A 22111-nucleotide genomic window follows, 5' to 3' on the forward strand; every position below is an offset into this window, starting at 1 on the left:
CGAACCGCGTCCGCGAGCTGACCGGCAAGGAGACGTCGGGCCGCGCTCCCATCAGCTCGGCTCACGTGGCCGCGCGCAAACCGATCGACGCCGGCGTACCGGAGGACGCGATCGCGATCGTCGGCCTGGCCGGTCGCTTCCCCAGGGCGCCGGACATCGACACCTTCTGGCACAACCTCCGCGACGGCGTCGAGGGCCTCACGTTCTACACCACCGAGGAGATGCAGGCCCTCGGCGTCGCGTCGGAGTGGCTCGGCGTCCGCGGCCTCGTGCCCGCCAGCGGGGCCCTCGAGGACGCCCTCGCGTTCGACGCCGCCTTCTTCGGCTACAACCCGAACGACGCCGCGCTGATGGATCCGCAGCAGCGCGTCTTCCTCGAGGTCGCGTGGGCCGCCCTCGAGCACGCCGGCCACGATCCGTTCGCCTACCCCGGCTCGATCGGCGTGTTCGCCGGCAGCGACGCGCCGAACTACTGGATGGAGCGGATCGGCTTCCGCGGCGGCCCCCTCGCCAGCGAGCAATACCGGACGTCCAGCGCCAACATGACCGACGGCCTGACGACGCGCGTCGCCTACAAGCTCGGCCTCCGCGGCCCGGCAGTGACGCTGCTGACCGCGTGCTCGACGTCCCTCGTCGCGGTGCACTTCGCGTGCAAGAGCCTGCTCGCGCGCGAGTGCGACATGGCGCTCGCCGGCGGCGTCGCCATTCATCCGCAGTCGCGCGTCGGTCACGTCTACGAGGACGGTTCGCTGGTCTCGCCCGACGGCCATTGCCGGCCCTTCGACGCCGACGCTCGCGGCACGGTGAACGGCAACGGCGTCGGCGCGGTCGTGCTCAAGCGGCTGGCCGACGCGCTGGCCGACGGCGACACCATCCACGCGGTCGTCCGCGGCTCCGCGGTCGCCAACGACGGCGCGCGCAAGGTCGGCTACACCGCGCCGGGGCTGGCGGGGCAGATCGAGACGATCGCCCGGGCGCACGCGGCTGCGGCCGTCGACCCGGAGAGCATCACCTACGTCGAGGCTCACGGCACCGGCACGCGGCTCGGCGATCCGATCGAGGTCGCCGCGTTGACCGAGGTGTTCCGCAGGAGCACGCAGAAGATCGGCTTCTGCGCGCTCGGCTCGGTGAAGGGCAACATCGGTCACCTCGGCGCGGCGTCCGGAGTGACCGGGCTGATCAAGGCGGTGCTCTCGCTCGAGCACGAGCTCATCCCGCCGACCCTGCACTTCCGCCGCCCGAACCCCGAGCTGTCGCTCGAGACCAGCCCGTTCTTCGTCCGCGCGGAGCCTGTCCCGTGGCCGCGGGGAGCGACGCCGCGCCGCGCCGGCGTCAGCGCGTTCGGCGTCGGCGGGACCAACGCCCACGTCGTCCTCGAGGAGGCGCCGGCGATCGCATCCCCGGCTCCGGCCGACGGCAGCCAATTGCTCGTGCTCTCGGCGCGCACGGAGGTCGCCCTCGAGGCGAGCACCGACCGGCTGGCGGCACACCTGCGCGGCGCGCCTGCGGTCGACCTCGGCGACGTCGCGTCCACGCTGCAACGAGGCCGGGCGCGGTTCTCTCACCGGCGCGCCGTCGTCGCCACGAACCTCGACGAGGCGGCGGCCCGCCTGGCCGCTCGCGATCCGCTGCACGGCGCGACAGGCATCGCCACGAGCGAGCCGCCGCCGGTCGTGTTCATGTTCCCCGGCGGTGGCACGCAGGAGCTCGACATGGGGCGGGAGCTCTACCTGCGCGAGCCGGTGTACCGGGCGAGCCTCGATCGCTGCGCCGAGCTGTTCGCGGCGGCGATGGCGATCGACCTCCGCGCGTTGCTGTTCCCGGAGGCCGACGCGCGTGCGCGTGCGACCGAGCAGGTGCTGCGCCCGCGAGAGAACTTTGCGACGATCTTCTCGACCGAGTACGCGCTGGCCGAGCTCCTCCTGTCCTGGGGCATCCGTCCGGCGGCGGTGACCGGCCACAGCCTGGGCGAGTACGCCGCGGCCTGCGTCGCCGGGGTCTTGACGCTCGCGGACGCGGTCGCGCTGCTCGTCGCGCGCGGGGAGCTGTACGAGGCGCTGCCGGAGGACGTGCTGACGCTGATCGTGCGCCTCCCCGAGGACGCGCTGGCGCGGCGGCTCGACGACGAAGTCTCGCTCGCCGCGGTCAACGGCCCCGACAATTGCGTGGTGTCTGGGCCGGGCCCCGCGTTGCGTCGCCTCGAGGCGGAGCTCCTGCGCGAGGGCTGCGACGTCAAGCGCCTGGCGATCGCTACCGCCGCTCACTCCTCGCTGGTCGAGCCGTTCGCCGCTCGCCTGACCGAGCGGGCCGCGACACTCACGCGAAAGCCCCCGCGCGTCCCGATGATCTCCAACCTGACCGGCCGCTTCGTCACCGAGGCCGACGCGACCGACCCGTCCTACTGGGCGCGTCACCTCCGCGGGACCGTGCGCTTCGCCGCCGGGCTCGCCACCCTCCTGGACGACCCGCGTCACGTCTTCCTCGAGGTCGGCCCGGGCAGCGCCCTGACGAAGCTCGTGACCCGGCACCCGAAGGGCGGCCCCGATCGAATCGCAGTGAGCGCTCTGGCCAGCCCGGTCGGCGAGCGGCGCGACGCCGAGGCGTTGCTCCGCGCGGTGGGACGACTGTGGTGTGCCGGCGTCGACGTCGACTGGGACAACCTGTCCGGCGAGCGTCGCCGGCGGGTCCCGCTGCCCACCTATCCGTTCGAGCGCACGCGTCACGTCTACGCAGGCGCGCGCGCCGAGGCACCCTTGCCCGCGGACGGCGATCGGATCGCAGTCGACCTGGCCGCGGAGTCGACCGAGATCGCGGCGAAGTTCGCCCGGCTCCGCGACGCCGGCGGGCCCGAATCATTGATAAATCCCGAGATGCTCGCCGGCCTCGACCGGGTGAGCGCCGCCCACTTCTTCGCCTGCCTGTTCGCCGGGAAAGCCCTCGACGTGGGCGCGACGTGCAGCCGGCGCGAGCTGCTCGCCGAGCTCGGCATCTTGCCGAAGTTCGAAAAATACTTCGATTTCTTCCTGCACTCGCTCGTGGAAGAAGGCGCGCTGCAGATCGCCGGCGACACGATCGAGCTCCTGCCCGGCGCGCACGCCCTGTCCTCACCGCGAGCGCTCACGGCGTCGCTCGCGGAGCGCTTCCCCGAGGCGCGCGGCGTCCTCGGCGTCCTCGAGCACTGCGGCGCCTCGTACCGCGCGGCCCTCCGCGGCGACGTCGACAACACCAGCGTGCTCCACCCCGACGGCACCTACGACCTCCTCAAGCCGGCCGAGGAGCTGCTCGTCCGCGCCTCGCGTCCGGAGGTCCCGATCCGGATGGTGCGAGACATCGTCAACCGGGCCCTGCGCAGCGCCGGCGGCCGCACCGTGCGGATCCTCGAATTCGGCGGCGGCCGCGGCGTCCTCACCTGGAAGCTCGCGCCGTTCCTCGAGGGCCATTCCGTCGAGTACCTGTTCACCGACATCAGCCGCTACTTCACGTTGAACGCCGAGGAGCGGGCGCGCCAGGAGGGGCTCGAGTTCATGCGGTGGGGCCGCCTCGACATCGACGAGGACCCCGCCGAGCAAGGTCATCAACCTGGCTCCTTCGACATCATCGTCAGCCTGGACGCGTTCCACGTCGCCCGCGACCTCGAGAAGAGCCTCGCGGCGCTGCGCCGGCTGCTCGCCCCCGGCGGCCTCATGGTCCTCGTGGAGATGACCGAGGTCGCCCGCTGGCACACGGCCGTCTGGGGCCTCGAGGAGGGCTGGTGGCACTTCGAGGACACCCACCTCCGGCGCTACTCGCCCAGCCTCTCCGCGGCAGGATGGGAGCAGCTGTTCGCGGCGCAGGGCTTCCGCAGCGCCCACGTGTTTCCGCGGACGGAGGCGGAGCGCGCCGGGACCGATCACGTCGTCATCTCCACCCAGGAGCACCCCACGCGCCGCGCGAGCTCGCGGGCGGCGATCGCCGCGGCGACGACCCAGGCCCCGCCCGCCGGCCGTTCACGGCCTCCTCGCGCGGTCACGCCGCCGCGGACCGACACGGAGCGGACGATCGCCGCGCTGTGGGAGCGCGCCCTCGGCCTTGATCAGGTCGGCGTCGACGACGACTTCTTCGCCCTCGGCGGCGACTCGCTGATCGCGGTCGGCATGTTGACGAAGCTGCGCGCCACGTTCGAGGTCGCGCTCGACTCGCACGCGCTCGTGGCCATGCCGACGATCGCCCGCCTGAGCGCCGGCATCGAGGAGCGGCAGCGCGGGGTCACCGGTCCCTCGGACTTCGACGAGCTCATCCGCCTGCAGGACGGCGACCCGGAGCGCCCGCTGTTCCTCGTGCACCCCGTCGGCGGGCACGTCTATTGTTATTCGGAGCTGGTGCGCAGCCTCCGGCTCGATCGGGCCATCTACGCCATCCGCTCGCCCGGCCTCGCCGATCGCCGGGCCCGGCCCGTCAGCATCGAGGCGCTCGCCCGCGATTATCTGCACATGGTCCGCGCGGTCCAGCCCGAGGGGCCGTACGTGCTCGGCGGCTGGTCGTTCGGCGGCGCAGTCGCGTTCGAGATGGCCTCGCAGCTCCGCGTCGCCGGGCAGGACGTCCTCCCACTGCTCCTCGTCGACAGCCCGTCGCCGACCCTGTTCGGCCGCGGCGCCGCGGACATCGAGCTCCGCGCCTTTCAGGTGTTCGCCGCGGAGATGGGGCTGACCCTCGCCACGGAAGTAACGGACTCCTCGGAGCTCGCGGACCTGCGCCCCTCGGAGCGCCTCGCCTACCTGTTCGATCGACTCCAGCGCGAGCGCCTCGCCCCCGAGATCGCCGAGGTCGGGCAGCTCGAGCACCTCCTGCAGGTCCTGACCGACAACATGCGCGCCTGGTATCAATACGAGCCGCGCCCCTATTCGGGCACCGTGCTGCAATTCCGGGCCCGTGAGCCGATGCCCCTCCTGGTGGCCGACGCCGCGGCGTCCGCCAACACACACCGCCTGAGCGGCGCGCTCGGCTGGGAGGAGCACACGAGCGGCAGCGTCGAGGCCCGCGAGATCCCGGGCAACCACTTCACCATCATGAAAGACGCCAACGTCGAACGCCTCGCCGCCGCCATGCGCGGCTACCTGCAGCGCGAGGCGCCGCGGCCGGCCCCTGATCTCCAGGCGTGAACGCCGGGTCGCCGAGGTGCTCGACGCGTGGCCCCACGCTCGCGAGCGACCGCGTGCATGAAGACACACAGCGACGAGGCCGCGACCCCTGCGAGACCTTCCGCCGTGATCCGTCGCCGCGCCGGCGCCGCGGCTGCGCGTCGCCGCGGTTCTCCTGGCTCGCGCGGCCTGCGAGGCCCCCTGATCGCCGTGCGCGCGCGGCCCTGCGCCGCCGGCGAACCGAGGCCGCGCGCCCGCGCGACGTGGTGACGCCGCGGCGCTGCGCTGGTATGGGGACAGCCGCGCGATGAACCCGCAGGAAGAGCCGCGAGTCACTCGCTTCTGGCCATTCATGTTCGCCCTGTTCGTCGGGTCGTTCATGTCGGTGCTGAGCTCGAGCACGATCACCATCGCCATCCCCGAGCTGCAGCGGTACTTCGGCGCCGAGCTCTCGCTGCTGCAGTGGACCCTCACCGGCTTCATGCTCGCCATGGGCACCAGCGCGCCGCTCACCGGCTACCTGGGGGGCCGCTTCAGCTTCAAGTCGCTGTACGTCGCCAGCCTGGTCGGCTTCACCCTGGCGTCCGTGCTGTGCGGCATGGCCTGGGACTCGTACTCTCTGGTGGCCTTCCGGTTCCTCCAGGGCGCGTTCAGCGGCGCCATCATGCCGGTGACCATGACGCTCATCTACCAGCTCCTGCCCCGGGAGCGGCAGGCGCTGGCGGCCAGCTTGTGGAGCCTCTCGGCCAGCCTGGCGCCCGCGTTCGGGCCGACCTTCGCCGGCTGGCTCATCACCCTCGGCGACTGGCGGTGGCTCTTCTTCATCAACGTGCCGCTCGGCGTCCTCGCCGTCGCGTTGGCCGGGCGGACCATCCCCTTCTACCGCCTGCAGGTCCCGAAGGCCTTCGACCTGCCCGGGCTGCTCACGGTCATCACCGGCACCCTGTCGCTCCTGATCGCCCTGAGCCAGGGGAGAGACTGGGGCTGGACGCACGCCAGCACCCTGTCCCTGCTCGTCCTCGGGACGCTGTCGCTGATCGCCTTCGTCGTCCGGGAGCTGAGGTCCCGCCATCCGCTGCTCGACCTGCGCGTGCTGGCGAACCGCCGCTATCTGGTCACCCTGATCGTCGCGATCATCATCACGATCAGCCTGTACTCGGGCGCCTTCCTCGTGCCGGTGTTCCTGCAGACGATCCAGGGCGTCACCCCGCTCGAGACCGGCCTCGTCCTGCTGCCGGCGTCGCTGGCCATGGCGCTGCTGATGCCCGCGGTCGGGCGCATGTACGGCTCGATCGGGCCGCGCGTCCTGATGACGACCGGCGTCCTGATGATCGCGGGCGGCACGTACGCCCTGAGCCGCCTGACGCCGGAGATCTCCCAGACCTACGTGCTGGCGTGGATGCTGGTGCGCAACGTCGGGATCTCGCTGTCGATGATGCCGGCCAGCAACGCGGGGATGGAGGAGATCCCCCGCGAGCTGATGGGCCACGCGTCTTCGATCAGCAACTGGCTGCGCAACGTGTTCGGGGCGTTCTCGATCGCCATCTTCACCTCGCTCCTGGCCGTCTTCTCGAGCCACGAGGCCGAGGCGCTCGTGCAGCAGGGGGTGACGGAGCGCGGCGCCGTCGAAAAGCTCTCGCTGGTGGCCGGCATCAACGACGTCTACCTGGTCGCCACGCTGGTCGCCCTGGTCGCAGTGCCGCTCGGCCTGCAGATCCGCAAGAGATGATCGTACGACAGGATCATCGCCGTCACCTCGAACCACCGAGTGCCATGATTCCAGCGAGCCACGTCCATCATGGGAGCGCTCGAGTGTCCGGGAGCGGGTCCGGACGGGAGGCCCTGCCAGTGAGGGCCCAGGCACGTCCGCGGGGGCCGAGAGGCAGCATCGCGCTCGCGCTGGGGCTCGCCTCCTGTACTCCGGCCCCGGGCGGTGGCGATGGCGGCAGCGAGACGGGCTCCTCGCATTCGACGGAGGGCACCGCCACGAGCGGCTCGCCGACCAGCGGCCCCGTCACGGACACCACGCCGACCACCACCGGCGGTACGTCGTCAGGGAGCACGAGCACGAGCCACTCGAGCTCGGAGAGCAGCGGCAGTTCTGGCGCCTCGTCTCCGTGCGGCCCGCCGTGTGACAACCCGTGGAAGCTCGACCACTGGCTGGAGCTCGACGAGACCGCCGATTTCTCCCAGTACGCGTGCCTGACGGAGGTCGACAGGCTCTACCTGACCGGCGACATCCCCCCGGACGAGCTGGCGGTGTTCGCCAACTTGCGCCGGGTTCACGGCAACGTGCGGCTCAGCGGAATCACCGCGCTCGAAAGCCTCGACTCGTTCGCGTGCCTGCAAAGCGTCTCCACCCTGGAGATCTCCGACACGCCCGCCCTGACCGATATCTCCGGCCTCGGCGAGCTCCGGACTGCGCTCGAGATCACCGTACGTCGCGCCGGCATCACCACCCTCCCCACCTTCGCGGCTGATTTCGGCGGGCTTCGTGCCGTCACGCTGGAGGAGAACCCGGCGCTCGCGGACATCGACGGCCTCGCCGCCTGGGGTACTTTGCCGGACTTTCACATCACTGTGCGTCTCGCCGAGGATCCCGCGCTGACGAGCATCGCGCCGCTCGCGGGTCTGCTGGCGCAACCACGGACCGGCCGTATCGTCGTGGAGCTGCGCAGTCTCCACGCGCTCACCTCGCTCGCGGGCCTCGAGCCCATGGCAGATCCCGACCAGGACGCCTATTCGTTGGAGCTCGAAGATCTGCCGCTCATCCCCGATCTCCAGCCGCTCTCACAGCTCACCTCGCTCGTCGGCCTCACGCTCGCCGGAATGCCTCAGCTCGCATCGCTCGCCGATCTCGGCGGGCTCGAGGCCGCCACCTATGTGCGTATCGGCGATTGCATGGACATACCGCCGAAAGTGGGCGGCATGGACGGCCTGACGAGCCTCGCCGGCCTCGACAGCTTGGCGGACGTCTCCAGTCTCACCCTCGCCGGCAATCAGAACCTCGACTCCCTGGCCGGCGCTCCGCTGATCAAGGCGCTGAACGTGCTCACGGCGGGGGGGAACCCGGCCCTGACACAGGCCACCTTCGATGATTTCCTCGCGCAGCTCACGGTCGAGCCCGCGTCCTGCCTCGGGACCCTCGATAATTGCGGGTGTGAAAATTAGCGGTCCTGCCCGCCGAGCAATCCCGACACTCGGCTGGCAGCCGGCTCTGTGCAGTCCCGCGACGCGCGACCTGCGCACTGCCGACGTGAACCGTCTTCGCCATTCGCCTCCTGTCCGGCTCGGACGGGTTCGCTCACGCAGTGCCTGCGCATTGTGCGCCCACGCAGGGCGGCGCGCGCGCTCTATCACCCGTCGATGTCCCCGCCTCGCGGAGCGCCGACGCCTCCGCGGTCCTCGCCCGAAACCGCGGGCGCGGCGCGGAGAAAAACAAAATAAAACCGAAGTGTTCCCATCGACCCGGGCTCCGGTCCAGCCCGAACGCCCGAACCTCGCCCGGACCCGCCGAGTCCCATGCGCGAAAACACGCATCGACGCCTTTCCACCATCTCGGGGCCCCCGTGTGGTAAGGGGGCGCAGCAGCACGCGATGCCCGAAGTGAAGGCAAGCAGCCCCTCCGTCCCGACGCCGCCGCGCCTTCAGGGGGCCATCTCGATCCGGGATGTCGACCCGGACGCGCTCAAGGTCGTCCGCAAGCTGGTCGCCGGGGGCCACGAGGCCTACCTGGTGGGCGGTTGCGTGCGCGACCTGTTCCTCAAGCGGAGGCCGAAGGACTTCGACGTGGCGACCAGCGCCACCCCGGAGACCATCCGCAAGGCGTTCCGCAACTGCCGGATCATCGGCCGCCGCTTCAAGCTCGCGCACGTGTTCTTCGGCCCGAAGATCATCGAGACGAGCACCTTCCGCACCACCCCGATCACGGCCGAGGACGACCCGCTGATCACCCACGACAACGAGTGGGGCACGGTCGAGGACGACGCGCGGCGGCGCGACTTCACCATCAACGGCCTCTTCTACGACACCGACGCCGACGCCATCGTCGACTTCGTCGACGGCCTGGCCGACCTCGAGCGCGGCGTCATCCGCACGATCGGCGACCCGCTGCTGCGGTTCCAGGAGGACCCGGTGCGGATGCTCCGCGCGATCAAGTTCGCCGCGCGGCTCGACTTCACCATCGAGGAGGCCACCTGGCGGGCCCTGCTCGACACCGTCAACCACATCGGCAAGTGCTCGCGCGCCCGCGTGCTCGAGGAGATCTACAAGCTCCTGCGCGGCGGGGCGGCGCGGCGCAGCTTCGAGCTGTTGCTCGAGTCGCGGCTGATGACGGAGCTGATGCCGAGCTACGTCGACCTCTACCGCAAGCTGAGCCCCAGCGGCCTGTCCGGGCCGGCCAGCAAGACGAAGGCGGGCGAGCCCTCGCGGGTGATGTGGAACCTGCTCGAGGCGCTCGACGAGTACACCAGCGCCACCAGCCAGGTCGCCAGCAACGGCGTCCTCCTGGCGGTGCTGTTCGCCCCGCTGCTCGACGAGCAGTGGCACACCGCCAGCCGGCAGGGCCTCGACCGCCTGATCGACGACCTCATGGGTCCGGTCTGCGTCAGCCTCGGCGTCGCCCGCCGCGACCGCGAGCTGGCGCGGCAGATCCTCATGGCCCACCGGCGCATGGTCGAGTCGCTGAGCCGCAAGAAGCGGCGGCCCTCGCTGGTCCAGCGGCAGTACTTCCACGAAGCGCTGGTCTTCCTCGGCCTCACCGTCAAGGCCCGCGGCGGCGACGGCAGCGAGCTCGGCCACTGGCAGCGCCTCGCCGCGGTCACCCAGCCGCTGCGCATCGAGTCCGAGGGCGACTTCGACGGCGGCCCGCGGCGCAAGCGGCGGCGACGCACGCGCAACGGCTCCGACGGCCGTCGTCACTCCGCCGAGTCGGGCTCGCCGTGACGCGCCGCGGCAAGGGCCCCCTCGACCCCGAGGCCCTGCTGCGACTGGGCACCAGCGAGCACTACGAAGACCCCGAGCTGTACGACTTCGAGTACCGCGACCACCGCCACGACGTCGCCTGGTACCGCGGCCTCGCGCGCGACCGCGGCCTGCGCCAGCGGGTCGTCGAGCTCGGCGCCGGCACCGGGCGGATCAGCCTGCCCCTGTGCCACGACGGCCACAGCGTCGTCGCGGTCGACCGCATGCCCACCATGCTCGACCACCTGCGGCGCAAGGCCGCCGGCGCGCCGACCGACGTCGCCGCCCGCCTCGAACCTGTCCTCGGGGACATCACCGCCCTGCCGCTGCCCGACGCCAGCGCCGACCTCGTGTTCGCCCCCTTCAACGTGCTCATGCACCTGTACTCGTGGGAGGACCTGCTGCGCTGCTTCCGCGAGGCCGCGCGCGTGCTCGTGCCCGGCGGTCGGTTCGCCTTCGACGTCCTCCTGCCCGACCTCGAGTGGCTGACCTGGGACCCCGAAGAGCGCCACAGCGTCACCCACTTCACCCACCCGCGCAGCGGCGCGGCGATGGTCTACTCGACCAATCACACCTACGACCCGCACACCCAGGTGTGCCACGTGCGGATCTACTACGACGACGCCCCGAAGCGCCCGCGCGCCTTCAAGCCGCCGCCGGAGCCGGTCCAGGTCGTCCACCTCGCGCACCGCCAGATCTTCCCCGAAGAGCTGCGCCACCTCGTCGCCGCCGCCGGCCTCACGCTCGACAGCCTCGGCGGCAACTTCCGCGGCACACGCCTCGCCCCCGGCATCGACTCCCAGTGCGGCCTCTGCACCAGGCCCTCGGGACATGTCTGAATCGACATGCTTTAAAAGACATCCTGCGCGGCGGCGGCGGCCCTGAGGTCGGCCAGGACTCCCCCTGCAGCGCGGAGACGGGGAAGCTGCGGCATCGGGCCCCCGAGCCGGGCGGCGACGGCGACGACTTCGCGCCGGCGACCCACTGCGACGACTCGCGCGCTCGCCCGCCGGGTCGAGACTCGGGGCATGGAAGTCTCGCTGAACTCGAGCTCCGTGGTCCCACGGCGCCGCGACGGAGCTCACCGATCGTTCCGCGGCGTCCGCCAGGCAGGCGGGCGATTCCGCGGCGCATCGGCGGACTACAGCCCCCCACGGAGTCTGAGCGAGACGCTCCACGAGCGGCGCCTGGACCGCCTCGCCGCGTCCGGTCGATCAGGCGATGCCCGGGCCCCGGATCGCTTCCTTGCCGGTGGCCTTTCGTCGACGCAAGTCTCGAAGGATGCCCGGTACGGTGGCCGGCGGAGATCCTCGCGCAGGTCGCGAGCGCGACCGCGACGAGCGCCCCCTGCAGCACAGGGCTCGCGCCCCTCGAAGGATCCTCGGTACGGTGGCCGGTGGAGATCCTCGCTCAGGTCGCAAGCGCGACCGCGACGAGCGCCCCCTGCAGCACAGGGTTCGCGCCCCTCGGCTCGGTAAGCCTCGAAAGATCCTCGGTACGGTGGCCGGCGGAGGTCTTCGCGCAGGTCCCTCGGCTCGAAGGATCCTCGGTACGGTGGCCGGCGGAGGTCTTCGCGCGGTTCGCTAGCGCGACCGCGACGAGCGCCCGTGCGGCGCAGGGCTCGCGCGTCCGAGCTCGTCGTGCGAGCTTCGTCTGCGCCGCGCGCCCTGCCCTCGCTTCCGCCACCCTCCTCGTCCGTGAGCCCATGACCTCGGTCCGTCGCCTCTCGAACTTGCTCGGCGTCGACGACGCTCCGTTCGCGCGCGAGCACCGTGGCGACGTCGCTATCATCGGCACCATCTGCACCTCCGGTCGGCTGGACGGCGTCCTGCGGGGCAAGGTCCGCCGCGACGGCGCCGACGCGGCGCGGCGGATCGCCGCCATGCTGCTGGGCTCGCCGTTCGCCGAGGCGGTCCAGGCCGTGGTCCTGCAGGGCATCGCGCTCGCCGGCTTCAACGTCGTCGACCTCGACGAGCTGCACGAGGCGATCGCCCGCCCGATCCTGGTCGTCGCGCGTCGTCCGCCCGACCTCGTGAAGATCCGCGCCGCCCTCGAGCGCCTCCCCGGCGGCGCCCGCAAGTGGAAGCTGATCCAGCGCGCCGGCGCGATGGAGCCGCTGGCCGGCGTATGGGTCCAGCGCAAGGGCCTCGCCGTCGCCGAGGCCGCGCTGTTGCTCGAGCGCGGCCGCGTTCACGGGGCGCTGCCCGAGCCGCTGCGTCTGGCTCACCTGATCGCCGGCGCTTTCGGGCGCGGGTACAGCAAGGGCCGCGCCTGAACGCCGCTTGCGGACCTGCCTGAAAGGACAGGTGCAAACATTCACTCCAGCAGCCCGCGGCGACAGTTCGCGCCGGGAAAATTCCAAGCGTCGCGCATTTCATTCGCCGCGATCCGCGTGTGTTGCGATCGCAGGTCGGAGGCCGCCCGAGTCGTTGCACCGCCACGTTCCACGAACAGCGCTGCGTGGTCGAGGCGACTCAGCGACTGCCCGAGCCGCGCGTGCGGCCTGACCTCGACGACATGTCCGAGAAGTCGACTGCGCGGATCCATGACCCTCGCAGTCGGCCCGGTCGCGGTGCTAGCCTCGAGATCGTGCCGCCCAAGGTCATCTTCCTCGACATCGACGGCGTCATGAACAACCTCGGCACGCGCTCCGAGCCCGAGGGCCCCGGCATGTCCGCCTGCCTCGATCCCGACAACGTCGCGGTGCTCAACCAGATCGTGCGAGCCACGGGCGCCGTGGTCGTGCTGTCGTCGTCGTGGCGATTGACGCTACCGCTGGCCGAGCTGCGGGCCAGCTTCGCCGCGGCCGGCTGCGAGGCCCAGGTCGTCGGCATCACGCCCAACGTCGACGGCCCGCGCCGGGGCCGGGAGATCCGCGCCTGGCTCGACGCGCAGCCCGAACCCCCGACCCGCTACGTCGCCATCGACGATCAATTCGACATGCCCGAGCTGCCGGGCCGCCTGGTCAAGACCTGCCGCGTCCACGGCCTCACCACCCGCGAGCTCCCGCAGGTCCTCGCCCAGCTCGCCGACTGAGCCCACACAGCGAACAATCGCCGGTTCCTGCGCGCCCCGGCGCCCGCCTCGCGCCTGCGACCTCCGCCGGTCCTCACGCGATTCGTCGCCGAGTGAGCGCCAATCGTCACAGTTCCCGCGCACCTCCGCAGGTGCTCCCTCGATTCGCGCCCGAGTGAGCGCCAATCGTCGCCGGTCCTGCGGACCTCCGCAGGTGCTCCCTCGATTCGCGACCGGATAAGCGCCAATCGCCGCAGGTCCTGCGGACCTCCGCAGTGCTCCCTCGATTCGCTACGTGTAAGCGCCAATCGCCACAGTTCCAGGGAGCCAGGCCTCGCGAGGCCCCGCGAGTGCCGGCGAGCCGAGCGAGCCGCGCCGAACCGCCCCCGCGATCGACAGGCCGTCGAGGCTCATGCGTGCGGTGTCTCCCCCATGCCTGAGCGGCATCCCCCTCGTCGACCCCCTGGCGCCCAGGACCTCGCCCGGCGCGTCCGCCTTGCGAGGTTGTTCCCGCCACTGGTCGACGGCCGCGCCGCGCACTATCCTCCGCCGCATGTTGACGTACCGCGAGGCCGAGCTGCCCGACATCCCCCGCCTGCAGGTGATCCGCGCCGCCGTCCGCGAGAACATCCTCTCGAACCCTGGCCTCGTGACCGTCCCCGACTACGAGGAGCACATCACCGGCCCCGGCAGGTCGTGGGTGTGCGAGGAGGACGGCGCCGTCCTCGGCTTCTCGTCCGCGCACCCGCAGCACCGATCGATCTGGGCCCTCTTCATCGACCCCGCCCACGAGCGCCGCGGCATCGGCCGGGCGCTGCTCGACCGCGCCGTCGAATGGTTGTGGTCGCACCCCGAGCTCGACGCCATCCAGCTCACCACCGCCGTCGGCACGCGCGCCGACCACGTCTACCGCGCGGCCGGCTGGGCCGACGTCGGCCGCTCCCGCAGCGGCGAGGTGATCTTCCGCCTCGCCCGCCCCTAGCCTGGCCGCGGTGTGCCCAACATCTTCTCAAGATATGCTTCAAGGGACATGTCGTATTCGACATGTCCCTTGATGATGCCCATCAGGCACCTCCGATCCGGACGGCGTCCGACTCGAGCCCAGGGACCGAGGAATCTGCCGACCACGGGCAACGAGCACGACAGGCAGGTCGCGGCTGACTTTCCCCATACGCCGACCCTCGCCAGAACACGGAAGCTCCCTGGAGAGCGCCGTCGTGGCGACGGACCACGACAGCCGTGCCGCTATCGCCTGCACTCGAGTTCAGCACGACCGCAGTAGCCGCCCCCCGCCGCCGGACCCGGGTCCTGGACCGCTCGCCGAACTCGCCCTCCGCGGCCGTGATGACCGCGCTCGGAACCGCTGTCGTCGCCCGCTCGTGCCCGGCGGGTCGACGACGCCGGCCTCTCGACGGTCGCACGAATGGACATGTCCCAAAGGACATGCCTTTTGGATCTCGTCCCGAGTGATGCTCGCGCCCATTCGGGCGCGCACTCGCCTCAGACCGGCTTCGGTCCGGGTGCGCCGTCGAGCGCGTCGAGCAGCGAGTCCCACTCCGCGTCGTCCGCGGCTCCCGCGACCGGCGAGGCCTCCGGCGCCACCGCAGGCGGCGCGGCCGACACGACCGGCGGGGCCACGCTCGGCGCTTTCGCCACTGGCGGCAACGAGCCGCCCGCGAGGAGCGGCGGAGCCAGCACCGGGGCGGCCGGAATCACCGGCGCCACCACCGGAGCCACCGGAATCACCGGCACGCCAGGAGCCCCCACGGGCGCGCTGGGAGCCCGCGGCGTACCCAAAGCCCCCACGGGCGCGCCCAGGCTCCCCGGCGCCGCAGGAGCCGCCACGGGCACGCTGGGAGCCACGGGCGCGCCCAGGCTCCCCGGCGCCGCAGGAGCCGCCACGGGCACGCTCGGAGCCCGTGGCGTGCCAATCCCCGGCGCCGCAGGAGCAGGCACGCTCGGAGCCCGTGCCCCCGCCGGCGCCACCGGGGTCGGTACGGGCGCTGTCGGGATCCCGGACCCTCCTGCGAGCGTCGCCGGCTTCGGCCCCGCAGTCGGGGCGATCGGCCCCGCCGTCCCCGGCGTCGGCGTGGCTGCTCCGACCCCCGGCACCGACGCGATGGACCCCGCGGAGGGCTGATTCGCCCCGGCCGGGAAGCCGAGCGGCGGACGCCCGCCCGGGCTGCCACCCACGGGCAAGCCGCCAGCTGCGGGCGGCTTCGCCAGCGGCACCGAGAACGCCGGCGGCTTCACCCCTGCCGCCGGCGACGGCCCGGACGTGCCCGGCCGCCCGACTCCGACGCCCGGCCCTGCCGGCGGCGCCCCGGGGTGCCCGAACAACGACCCTGCCGGCGGCGCCCCGCCGGCCCGCGTCGCTCCGCCCCCCGGCGCAGGCTCGCCCGGGGAGACGCCCGCAGGCTTCGCCGGAGCGCTCGCTTCGACCCTGTCCCCAAGGACAGGCAAGCCGGCTCCGGCCGCCTCGGCGAGGCCTGCCCCTCCGACCCTGTCCCCGCGGACAGCCCCGGCCGAAGTCACCGGCTCGCCAGACCCTGCCCCTTCGACCATGTCCCCACGGACAGCCCCAGAACCGGCCCCTTCGATCCCGCGGATGCTCCCAGCCGAGATCACCGGTTCGCCAGAACCCGCCCCTTCGACCCTGTCCCCACGGATCGCCACCGAGCCGCTCGCCTGCCCTCGCGCAGCCTCGCCCGCCAGCACCGCGACTCCCGGCCCGCCAGAACCTGCCCCTTCGACCCTGTCCCCACGGACATCGACCTTCGCCCCCGAGCCGCTCGCCTGCCCTCGCGCAGCCTCGCCCGCCAGCGCCACTGCCGGCCCGCCAGACCCTGCCCCTTCGACCCTGTCCTCACGGACATCGACCTTCGCCACCGAGCCGCTCGCCTGCCCTCGCGCGGCCTCGCCCGCCAGCGCAGCGCCTGCCGGCTTCACCGCAGCCGTCTCCGCGCGCTTCGCATCCGGCTTTCCCGACCTGTCCGCAGAGACAGCCGCCACCTTCGCCTCGGGCTTGCTCACTGCCCGGGTCGCGCTGCGCGGCGGCGTGCTCGTCGCTCGCTGGGTCACGCGGCGCTCCGCCTTGGCCGCGCGACGGGCCGCTCGCCGCTCCTCACGGCGGACATTTCGCTTCCCGCGCGGCTTCTCGACCTCGCGCTCCGCCCGCTCCGCCCCGACCGCCTCTGCCGGGCCCACCGGCAGCGCCAGCACCACCCCGCCCGCGACCGGCGCCCCGCTCGTCGCCCGCGCCTCCCCGGCCTCGCTCCCTCTCGCGACCGCGACCGCGCCCGCGTTCGACCGCGCCGAGACCTTCCCGGCCCGATCGCCCGCGCCCTGCCGCGGCCCCTTCGAGCCCTCGCCTGCGGCCTGTCCTTTCGCACCTGCCCCAGGCGACATGTCCTTCGCGCCATCCTTGCGCTCGGTCGCCCGCGCCTCGTGCTTGCGCGCCCGCTTCTCGCTCGCCTTCACCGCCGGCCGCAGCAGCCGCCGCGCCCGCTCGACCAGCGCCTGCGCCAGCTTGTCGGGCGCCGCATCGAGCCCCGCCTCCGCGCCGCGCAGGGCCGACAGCGCCGACTCCGACGCGCCTGCGCGTTGCTCGAGCAGCGCGCGGGTCGCCAGCACCCGCGGCGTCGCGCCGAGCGCCGCCTGGGCCGCGTCGAGCTCGGCCCGGACCTCGTCCGCCCGCGGCTTTCCGGCCAGCAGCTGGGCCGCGGCCAGATGCAACTGGTCCCACGGTCCGACCGCCTGGCGCTTCACCAGCGACTGCAGCAGGTCTCGCGCCTGCTCGGGCGCGTCGGCGATCAGCAGCGCGTGCGCCTGCGCCGACACGATCCCCGCCGGCGGATCGCCCATCAACCCGGCCAGCCGCGCCGACTCCGTCAGCGCCTTCGCCGACGCCCGCCCGTCGCCGCGCACCAGGTGCAGCCGCCCTTCTTGCAGGGCCGTCCACGCGAACGGCGCGAACCAGCGCACCCGTCGCTGCCCGCGGAGCGCGTCGAGCAGCCCCGGCGCGGTGCTCGGCGTCGCCGCCAGCACCGCCCGCTCGAGCGGACCGAGCAGCCCCTGCACGATCACCGGGAACAGCGCGAACCACAGCGTCGCCCCCGCGAACAGCCCCCAGAACACCGGCCCACGCGGCGCGAACAGCAGCGCCCCCGCGATCACCACCACCGGCACGTAGATCCGCGCCGCCGCCGAGGTCACCGGCCGCTTCGAGCGGAGCCACAGCGTGGCGGGCAGGGGGGTCCGCACGGGCTCGGGCGGGGCGGCAGAGTTCGGGGCAAGATCGCTCACGGAGGCCAATTCCAGGGCGAACTTGCCCCAACACCCCCGGCGTACGCAAGCGCGCGTCTACCGTCCCTTTGCCCCATCACCTCACCGCCGGTCCCGCGATTCGACCCGGGCGACTGCACCCTGCGAATCGCGGAGCCGCATCCTGCCCATCGCCCGCCACGACCTCTCGTCGCCACTCGAGCCCTCGCCAGTCACCCGAACTCCGCCCGCCCACGACGACGCATCCTCGCGGCTTTCCCCCCTCACTGCCCCTCGGGCCACCGCCCTTGCGCCCGCTCTTTCACGGCGGCGCGCAGATGTCGCGATTCTCGCTCCCTCCGCCCGACGAGCGGCAGCCTGCGCCGGGGCCGGCGTGCATCAGGCAATACGCCGCCGGGTCCGCCCCGGCCAGCGAGTCGGCCTCGCAGCTCACCCAGCAGCGCTTCGTCGCGTCATTCGCCAGCGGCGTGCAGACGTAAGAAACCGCCGGCTCGCACTCGCCGTCGATCGCGCAACAATCCTCGTCCGTCTCGCACGTGTGCGTGCAATAGCCATCCTCGAATTTGGTCTCGCAAAAGACGGTCCCGAGCAGCGCGTGATCGATCTCGGGGTAGCAATCCGCCGCCTCCACGCACAGCGCCCCGGTCGGCTGTTCGGACGAGGGCGGCTCCCCGCAGGCGAACCCCAGGATCGCCGCCGTCATCGTGCTCGTGAGCCATCGAGTCGCTCTGCGCATGCGGGCCGACGCTACTCCGGCCCGCATTCGCCTGCCAGACCGCATCCGCGGACCTCTCGTCAATCGGCCGATCGCGCGATTGCCACGACGTCCCACCATTGCCGCCGGCGCGCTCCTGCGATTCTCGCCCTCGCTCCTCCCGAGAATCTCCCCGAGCCCGCGGAACCGCCCGCACCGCGTTCGCGCCGTTCCCTTGTCGCCTCGATCCCCCGCGCCGCCGCGGCCGTGCACGCGGTACCTTCGCCGCATGCAGCAGCTCAAGCTCGGCCTCGCGTTCCTCGCCGCCCTCGCGGCCTGCGGCGACAGCGGCGCCGTCATGCCCGAAGGGACAGGTTCCGGCGATCCCAGCGGCAGTCCCACCGGCGAGCCGACCAGCGCGCCGACCGGCAGCGACGGCACCACCGCCGATCCGACCGACACCGGCGCCACCGCGACCGGCGGCCCGACGAGCGACGCCTCGACCGGCGACCCGACCACCGCCGATCCGACCGACACCGGCGATCCGCCCCCGCCGCCGCCCGCGGGCATCTGCGACGTCCCGGTCGACCTCGTCGACACCTCGAGCCCCACCGCGGTCGTCGGCGACGGCACCGCGCAGAGCTGCACCGAGGCCGCGCTGGCCAGCGCAGTCGCCGGCGGCGGCGTCGTCACCTTCGACTGCGGCGGCCCGGTCACCATCACCCTCGCGCAGGCGCTGAAGATCACCGGCGACCTCGTCCTCGACGGCGACCACGAGGTCACTTTGTCCGGCGGCGGGGTCACGCGGATCCTCGACATGAACACCAGCAACTTCGAGTCGCAGGGTCCGAACCTCACCGTCCAGCGGCTGCGCTTCATCGACGGCAAGTCCAGCGGCACCGAGACCCCGCTCGGCACCGACGTCGACGGCGGCGGCGGAGCCATCTTCCACCTCGGCGGCAACGTCACCGCCATCGACAGCACCTTCGAGAACAACGAGGCCGCCACCTGGGGCCCCGACGTCGCCGGCGGCGCGATCTACGGCATCGGCGTCGGCGCCACCACCGTCGTCGGTTGCACATTCAACAACAACCGCGCGGCCAACGGAGGGGCGCTCGGGGCCCTCCACACCGCGCTCACCATCGTCAACTCCACCTTCACCGCCAACGAGGCCACCGGGCGCGGCGCCAACTACATCGACATGATGGGCCAGCAGGCCGGCAACGGCGGCAACGGCGGCGCCATCGTCATGGACGGCAGCGGCCGCGAGCTCACCATCTGCGGCGCCACCGTCCACGGCAACAAGGGCGGCGCTTTCGGGGCCGCCCTGTTCCGCACCGGCTACGAGGGCGAGCCCACGAACATCGATCGCAGCACCTTCGCCGACAACGAGATCCCCGACCACGACGACGACGACTCGCCGAGCAGCGGCGCGCTCTACATTCAGGGCACCGCCGTCACGCTGAGCAATTCGACCATCTCCGGCAACAAGGCCCGCGGCTCCGCCGGCGTGTGGATCCTCGGCCACGGGGCCCAGCCCGCCGTCGCCGATCTGACCAACGTCACCATCACCGGCAATTCGACCTGGCCGCAGGCCGACTTCACGACGCGCGGGATCGGTGCCGGCCTCACCATCGGCGACGGCACCTCCGGCACGATCCTCAATTGCACGATCGCCGGCAACGACGCGCAATTCGGCTCCGGCATCCTGCGCGTCACCCCGCTCGTGGTCCGCAACACCATCATCAGCAACAACGCCGAGAATCAGTACACCCCGCTCAATTGCACCGGCTCGATGTTCGCCAGCCCGCCGGGCACCGGCGATCACAACATCCAGTGGCCGAACGGCCTCCAGGACGACATGGACTGCACGCCGGGGATCTCCCGCGTCGACCCGCTCCTCGGCGAACTGGCCGACAACGGCGGCCCGACCCGAACGATCGCCCCGCTCGCCGGCAGCCCCGCCCTCGCGGCCGGCAGCGACTGCCCGCCCACCGATCAGCGCGGCGAACCCCGCGCCGATCCGTGCACCCTCGGCGCGCTCGAAATGCAGTGACTCCACCGACGACAGGACGCCGACCGACGCATTCATCGACGATTGGCCCGAGCGCGCGCCCGGGGCATCCTCGCCAATCACCGCAGGTGATCGACCGAAGTCAGCGCCGCGGCGCGCTCCGGGAAGAGCGCCCGCGACGATGCGTGCTCGCGGCGATCCGCGGGGATCGCCGCGACCCCGCTCACAGGCGCACGAGGCCGGTGCGGAGCATGTACACGAAGCGGCGCCGCTGCTCCTCGGCGAGCAGCGCGTGGATCTTGCCCACCGCCACCTGCACGGCCTTCTGCACGCGTTCGGCCGAGCGCGTGCGTTCCGCGGCGATCTGGGCCGCGGCGGCGTCGTCGAACGTCTCGGCGGCCAGCAGGTCGGCGTAGCTGCCGCTGGTGCGCCGCAGGTCGAGCTCGGCCTGGGCGCGCTCGACCTTGAGGCCGTCGAGGATCACCGCCAATTCGCTGACCTGGCGCTCGTCGAGCCCGAGCTTGTAGGCCAGGAAGCGCAGCGGCCGGCGCACGCCGAACGGACCGCCGCCCCAGAAGAAGCTCTCGGGGCCGCCGCCCTGCTCGCCACCACCACCCTCGTCATGGTCGCCGCAGCGACCTCTACCGAAACCACCACAATGACGGGCGTGCTCGTGCCCGTAATGCCGCGACGCGGCCACCCGGCGGGCAAACCCGCGCCACGCAGAGAACCAGGGATGCATGATTGTCGCTTTCTGCCGGGGCTCTCGCTCCCGGCGCTGTCCGGACCGCGCGGGCGACCTGCCTCGCGCGTCCTCGGAGTATTCGGCCCGGACCCACGCCTGTCAACCGGCGCCGACGGACAATGCCGCCGATGGCGCGGCGGGCTCTGCCGCGCGTGAGGGTACGGGTCGGCGCGCGGTCGGCGAATGGGGTCAGCCGGGCTTGTACCACTCGAAGTCGTTGGGCCACACGAAGTTGTTGAACGCCACGCTGATGCTGAGGTCGAGCGCGCGCACGTGGTGCCACCAGCCGACCGGCAGGAACAGCGCCTCGCCCGGCAGCAGCACCTCGTCGAAGCCGAACGCCTCCGCCAGCTCCGGGCTCGGCAGCTCCGGGTCGAGCGTGCTGTAGACCCCGCGCGCCGCCGCCAGCAATTGCGGCTGGTCGGGCGGGTACAGGCGGAAGCGTTTGCGACCGACCACCTGGAAGAACAGGATGTTCGACGTGTCGTGGTGCAGCGACGTCACGGTCCCCGCCGGCCCGAACCACAGCGCCCCGCAGCTCGCGCTGCGCGACGCGTCGAAGTAACCGGCCGGCAGCGTGACGTCCTCGAGCAGCCCCGCGAGCCCCGGCCGGGCCAGGTTGCGGTTGTTGGCGATCAGGTACAGGTCGTTCGTCTCCCCGGCCGCGAGCACCCGATCGACGTAGTCGGCCAGAGTCGTCGGCCGCACGTGCTCTTTGAAGCGCACGTCGGGGTCGTCGTCGGCCGCGCGACCGATCGACATCTCGATCTCCGCAGGCCCGAAGCGCTCGCGCAGGTCCGCCGGGCTCCAGCGCGAGAACGCCGGCCAGCGCGGCACCACGTCGGTGAAGATCGCCGGCGTCCCGGTCGCCCAGTAGCTCTTCAAAAACTCCTGCGGCGACGGCAACGCCCGCCGCTCGATCGAAGGCGACGTCGCCCGCAGCGCCCGCCGCAGCCGCCCCGCCAGCGCCTCGCGCCGCAGCCCCGCCGTCGCCGCCCGCGCCCCCGCCAGCTCGGCCGAGCCGCGCGCCCCCGCCAGCGCCCCCGCGATCACCTCCTGCGGCACCCCGCGTTCCGCCAGCGCCGCCCGGATCGCCGCCTCCCCGGCCCCGCGCAGCAGGTTCTCGACCAGCCACGCCCGGTACGCCGGCGACAGCGTCGCCCGCCCGCGTCGCGTCGACAATTTTTTAAGTGCTCTCACGGCCATGTTCTTACGGACATGTTCTTCAAAGCATGCTCCAAGAGATCACGGGCTCAGGGGCGGTCCTGCGCGCGGCGCGC

At 72.3% G+C, this 22111-nt stretch carries 13 protein-coding genes and 1 pseudogene; 9 read left to right on the plus strand and 5 right to left on the minus strand.

Annotated features, from left to right (window positions below):
• Window positions 1-116 precede the first annotated feature (116 nt).
• The 6 genes and pseudogenes from O0S08_RS51485 to O0S08_RS44320 form a co-directional block, all read left to right on the plus strand.
• Window positions 117-5138: pseudogene (locus O0S08_RS51485) on the plus strand (type I polyketide synthase); the annotation flags it as partial.
• Between the two features lie 286 nt (window positions 5139-5424).
• Window positions 5425-6846 (plus strand): DHA2 family efflux MFS transporter permease subunit, encoded by a 1422-nt coding sequence (locus O0S08_RS44300; protein WP_269035559.1) that lies wholly within the window; start codon window positions 5425-5427, stop codon window positions 6844-6846.
• 119 nt (window positions 6847-6965) lie between these two features.
• A complete protein-coding gene (locus O0S08_RS44305; RefSeq protein WP_269035560.1) occupies window positions 6966-8288 on the plus strand; it encodes a leucine-rich repeat domain-containing protein in 1323 nt (440 codons plus the stop codon).
• 426 nt (window positions 8289-8714) lie between these two features.
• The gene (gene pcnB / locus O0S08_RS44310) at window positions 8715-10061 is read left to right on the plus strand and encodes a polynucleotide adenylyltransferase PcnB (RefSeq protein WP_269035562.1); all 1347 of its coding nucleotides are present in this window, start codon (window positions 8715-8717) and stop codon (window positions 10059-10061) included.
• Complete coding sequence (locus O0S08_RS44315; protein ID WP_269035563.1) at window positions 10058-10918, plus strand: class I SAM-dependent methyltransferase; 861 nt, start codon at window positions 10058-10060, stop codon at window positions 10916-10918. Before pcnB ends, O0S08_RS44315 begins: the two co-directional genes overlap by 4 nt.
• Before the next feature lie 866 nt (window positions 10919-11784).
• A complete protein-coding gene (locus O0S08_RS44320) occupies window positions 11785-12354 on the plus strand; it encodes an endonuclease dU (protein WP_269035564.1) in 570 nt (189 codons plus the stop codon).
• 41 nt (window positions 12355-12395) lie between these two features.
• Here the strand turns inward: O0S08_RS44320 and O0S08_RS44325 are convergent, their stop codons facing one another.
• Window positions 12396-12626, minus strand: coding sequence for a hypothetical protein (locus tag O0S08_RS44325; RefSeq protein WP_269035565.1), 231 nt, complete (start codon window positions 12624-12626; stop codon window positions 12396-12398).
• Window positions 12627-12668: 42 nt separating this feature from the next.
• Here O0S08_RS44325 and O0S08_RS44330 point away from each other — a divergent pair, with 42 nt between their 5' ends.
• Window positions 12669-13115 (plus strand): HAD domain-containing protein, encoded by a 447-nt coding sequence (locus tag O0S08_RS44330; RefSeq protein WP_269035566.1) that lies wholly within the window; start codon window positions 12669-12671, stop codon window positions 13113-13115.
• Window positions 13116-13647: 532 nt separating this feature from the next.
• Entirely contained in the window at window positions 13648-14076 is a 429-nt protein-coding gene (locus tag O0S08_RS44335; protein ID WP_269035567.1) for a GNAT family N-acetyltransferase, read from the plus strand.
• 518 nt (window positions 14077-14594) lie between these two features.
• On the opposite strand, the gene O0S08_RS44340 is transcribed toward O0S08_RS44335, so the two are convergent.
• Window positions 14595-17399 carry a hypothetical protein gene (locus tag O0S08_RS44340; protein ID WP_269035569.1) on the minus strand — a complete coding sequence of 935 codons (2805 nt, stop codon included), beginning with the start codon at window positions 17397-17399 and terminating at the stop codon, window positions 14595-14597.
• 280 nt (window positions 17400-17679) lie between these two features.
• Window positions 17680-18114 carry a hypothetical protein gene (locus O0S08_RS44345; RefSeq protein WP_269035570.1) on the minus strand — a complete coding sequence of 145 codons (435 nt, stop codon included), beginning with the start codon at window positions 18112-18114 and terminating at the stop codon, window positions 17680-17682.
• A gap of 247 nt (window positions 18115-18361) precedes the next feature.
• Here O0S08_RS44345 and O0S08_RS44350 point away from each other — a divergent pair, with 247 nt between their 5' ends.
• Window positions 18362-20128 (plus strand): choice-of-anchor Q domain-containing protein, encoded by a 1767-nt coding sequence (locus O0S08_RS44350; protein WP_269035571.1) that lies wholly within the window; start codon window positions 18362-18364, stop codon window positions 20126-20128.
• Window positions 20129-20309: 181 nt separating this feature from the next.
• On the opposite strand, the gene O0S08_RS44355 is transcribed toward O0S08_RS44350, so the two are convergent.
• The gene (locus O0S08_RS44355) at window positions 20310-20828 is read right to left on the minus strand and encodes a Spy/CpxP family protein refolding chaperone (protein ID WP_269035572.1); all 519 of its coding nucleotides are present in this window, start codon (window positions 20826-20828) and stop codon (window positions 20310-20312) included.
• Window positions 20829-21020: 192 nt separating this feature from the next.
• The gene (locus tag O0S08_RS44360) at window positions 21021-22037 is read right to left on the minus strand and encodes a cupin-like domain-containing protein (protein ID WP_269035573.1); all 1017 of its coding nucleotides are present in this window, start codon (window positions 22035-22037) and stop codon (window positions 21021-21023) included.
• Between the last annotated feature and the right edge of the window lie 74 nt (window positions 22038-22111).

The organism is Nannocystis punicea (assembly GCF_026965555.1).
GTDB classification, from domain to species: Bacteria; Myxococcota_A; Polyangia; order Nannocystales; family Nannocystaceae; genus Nannocystis; species Nannocystis punicea.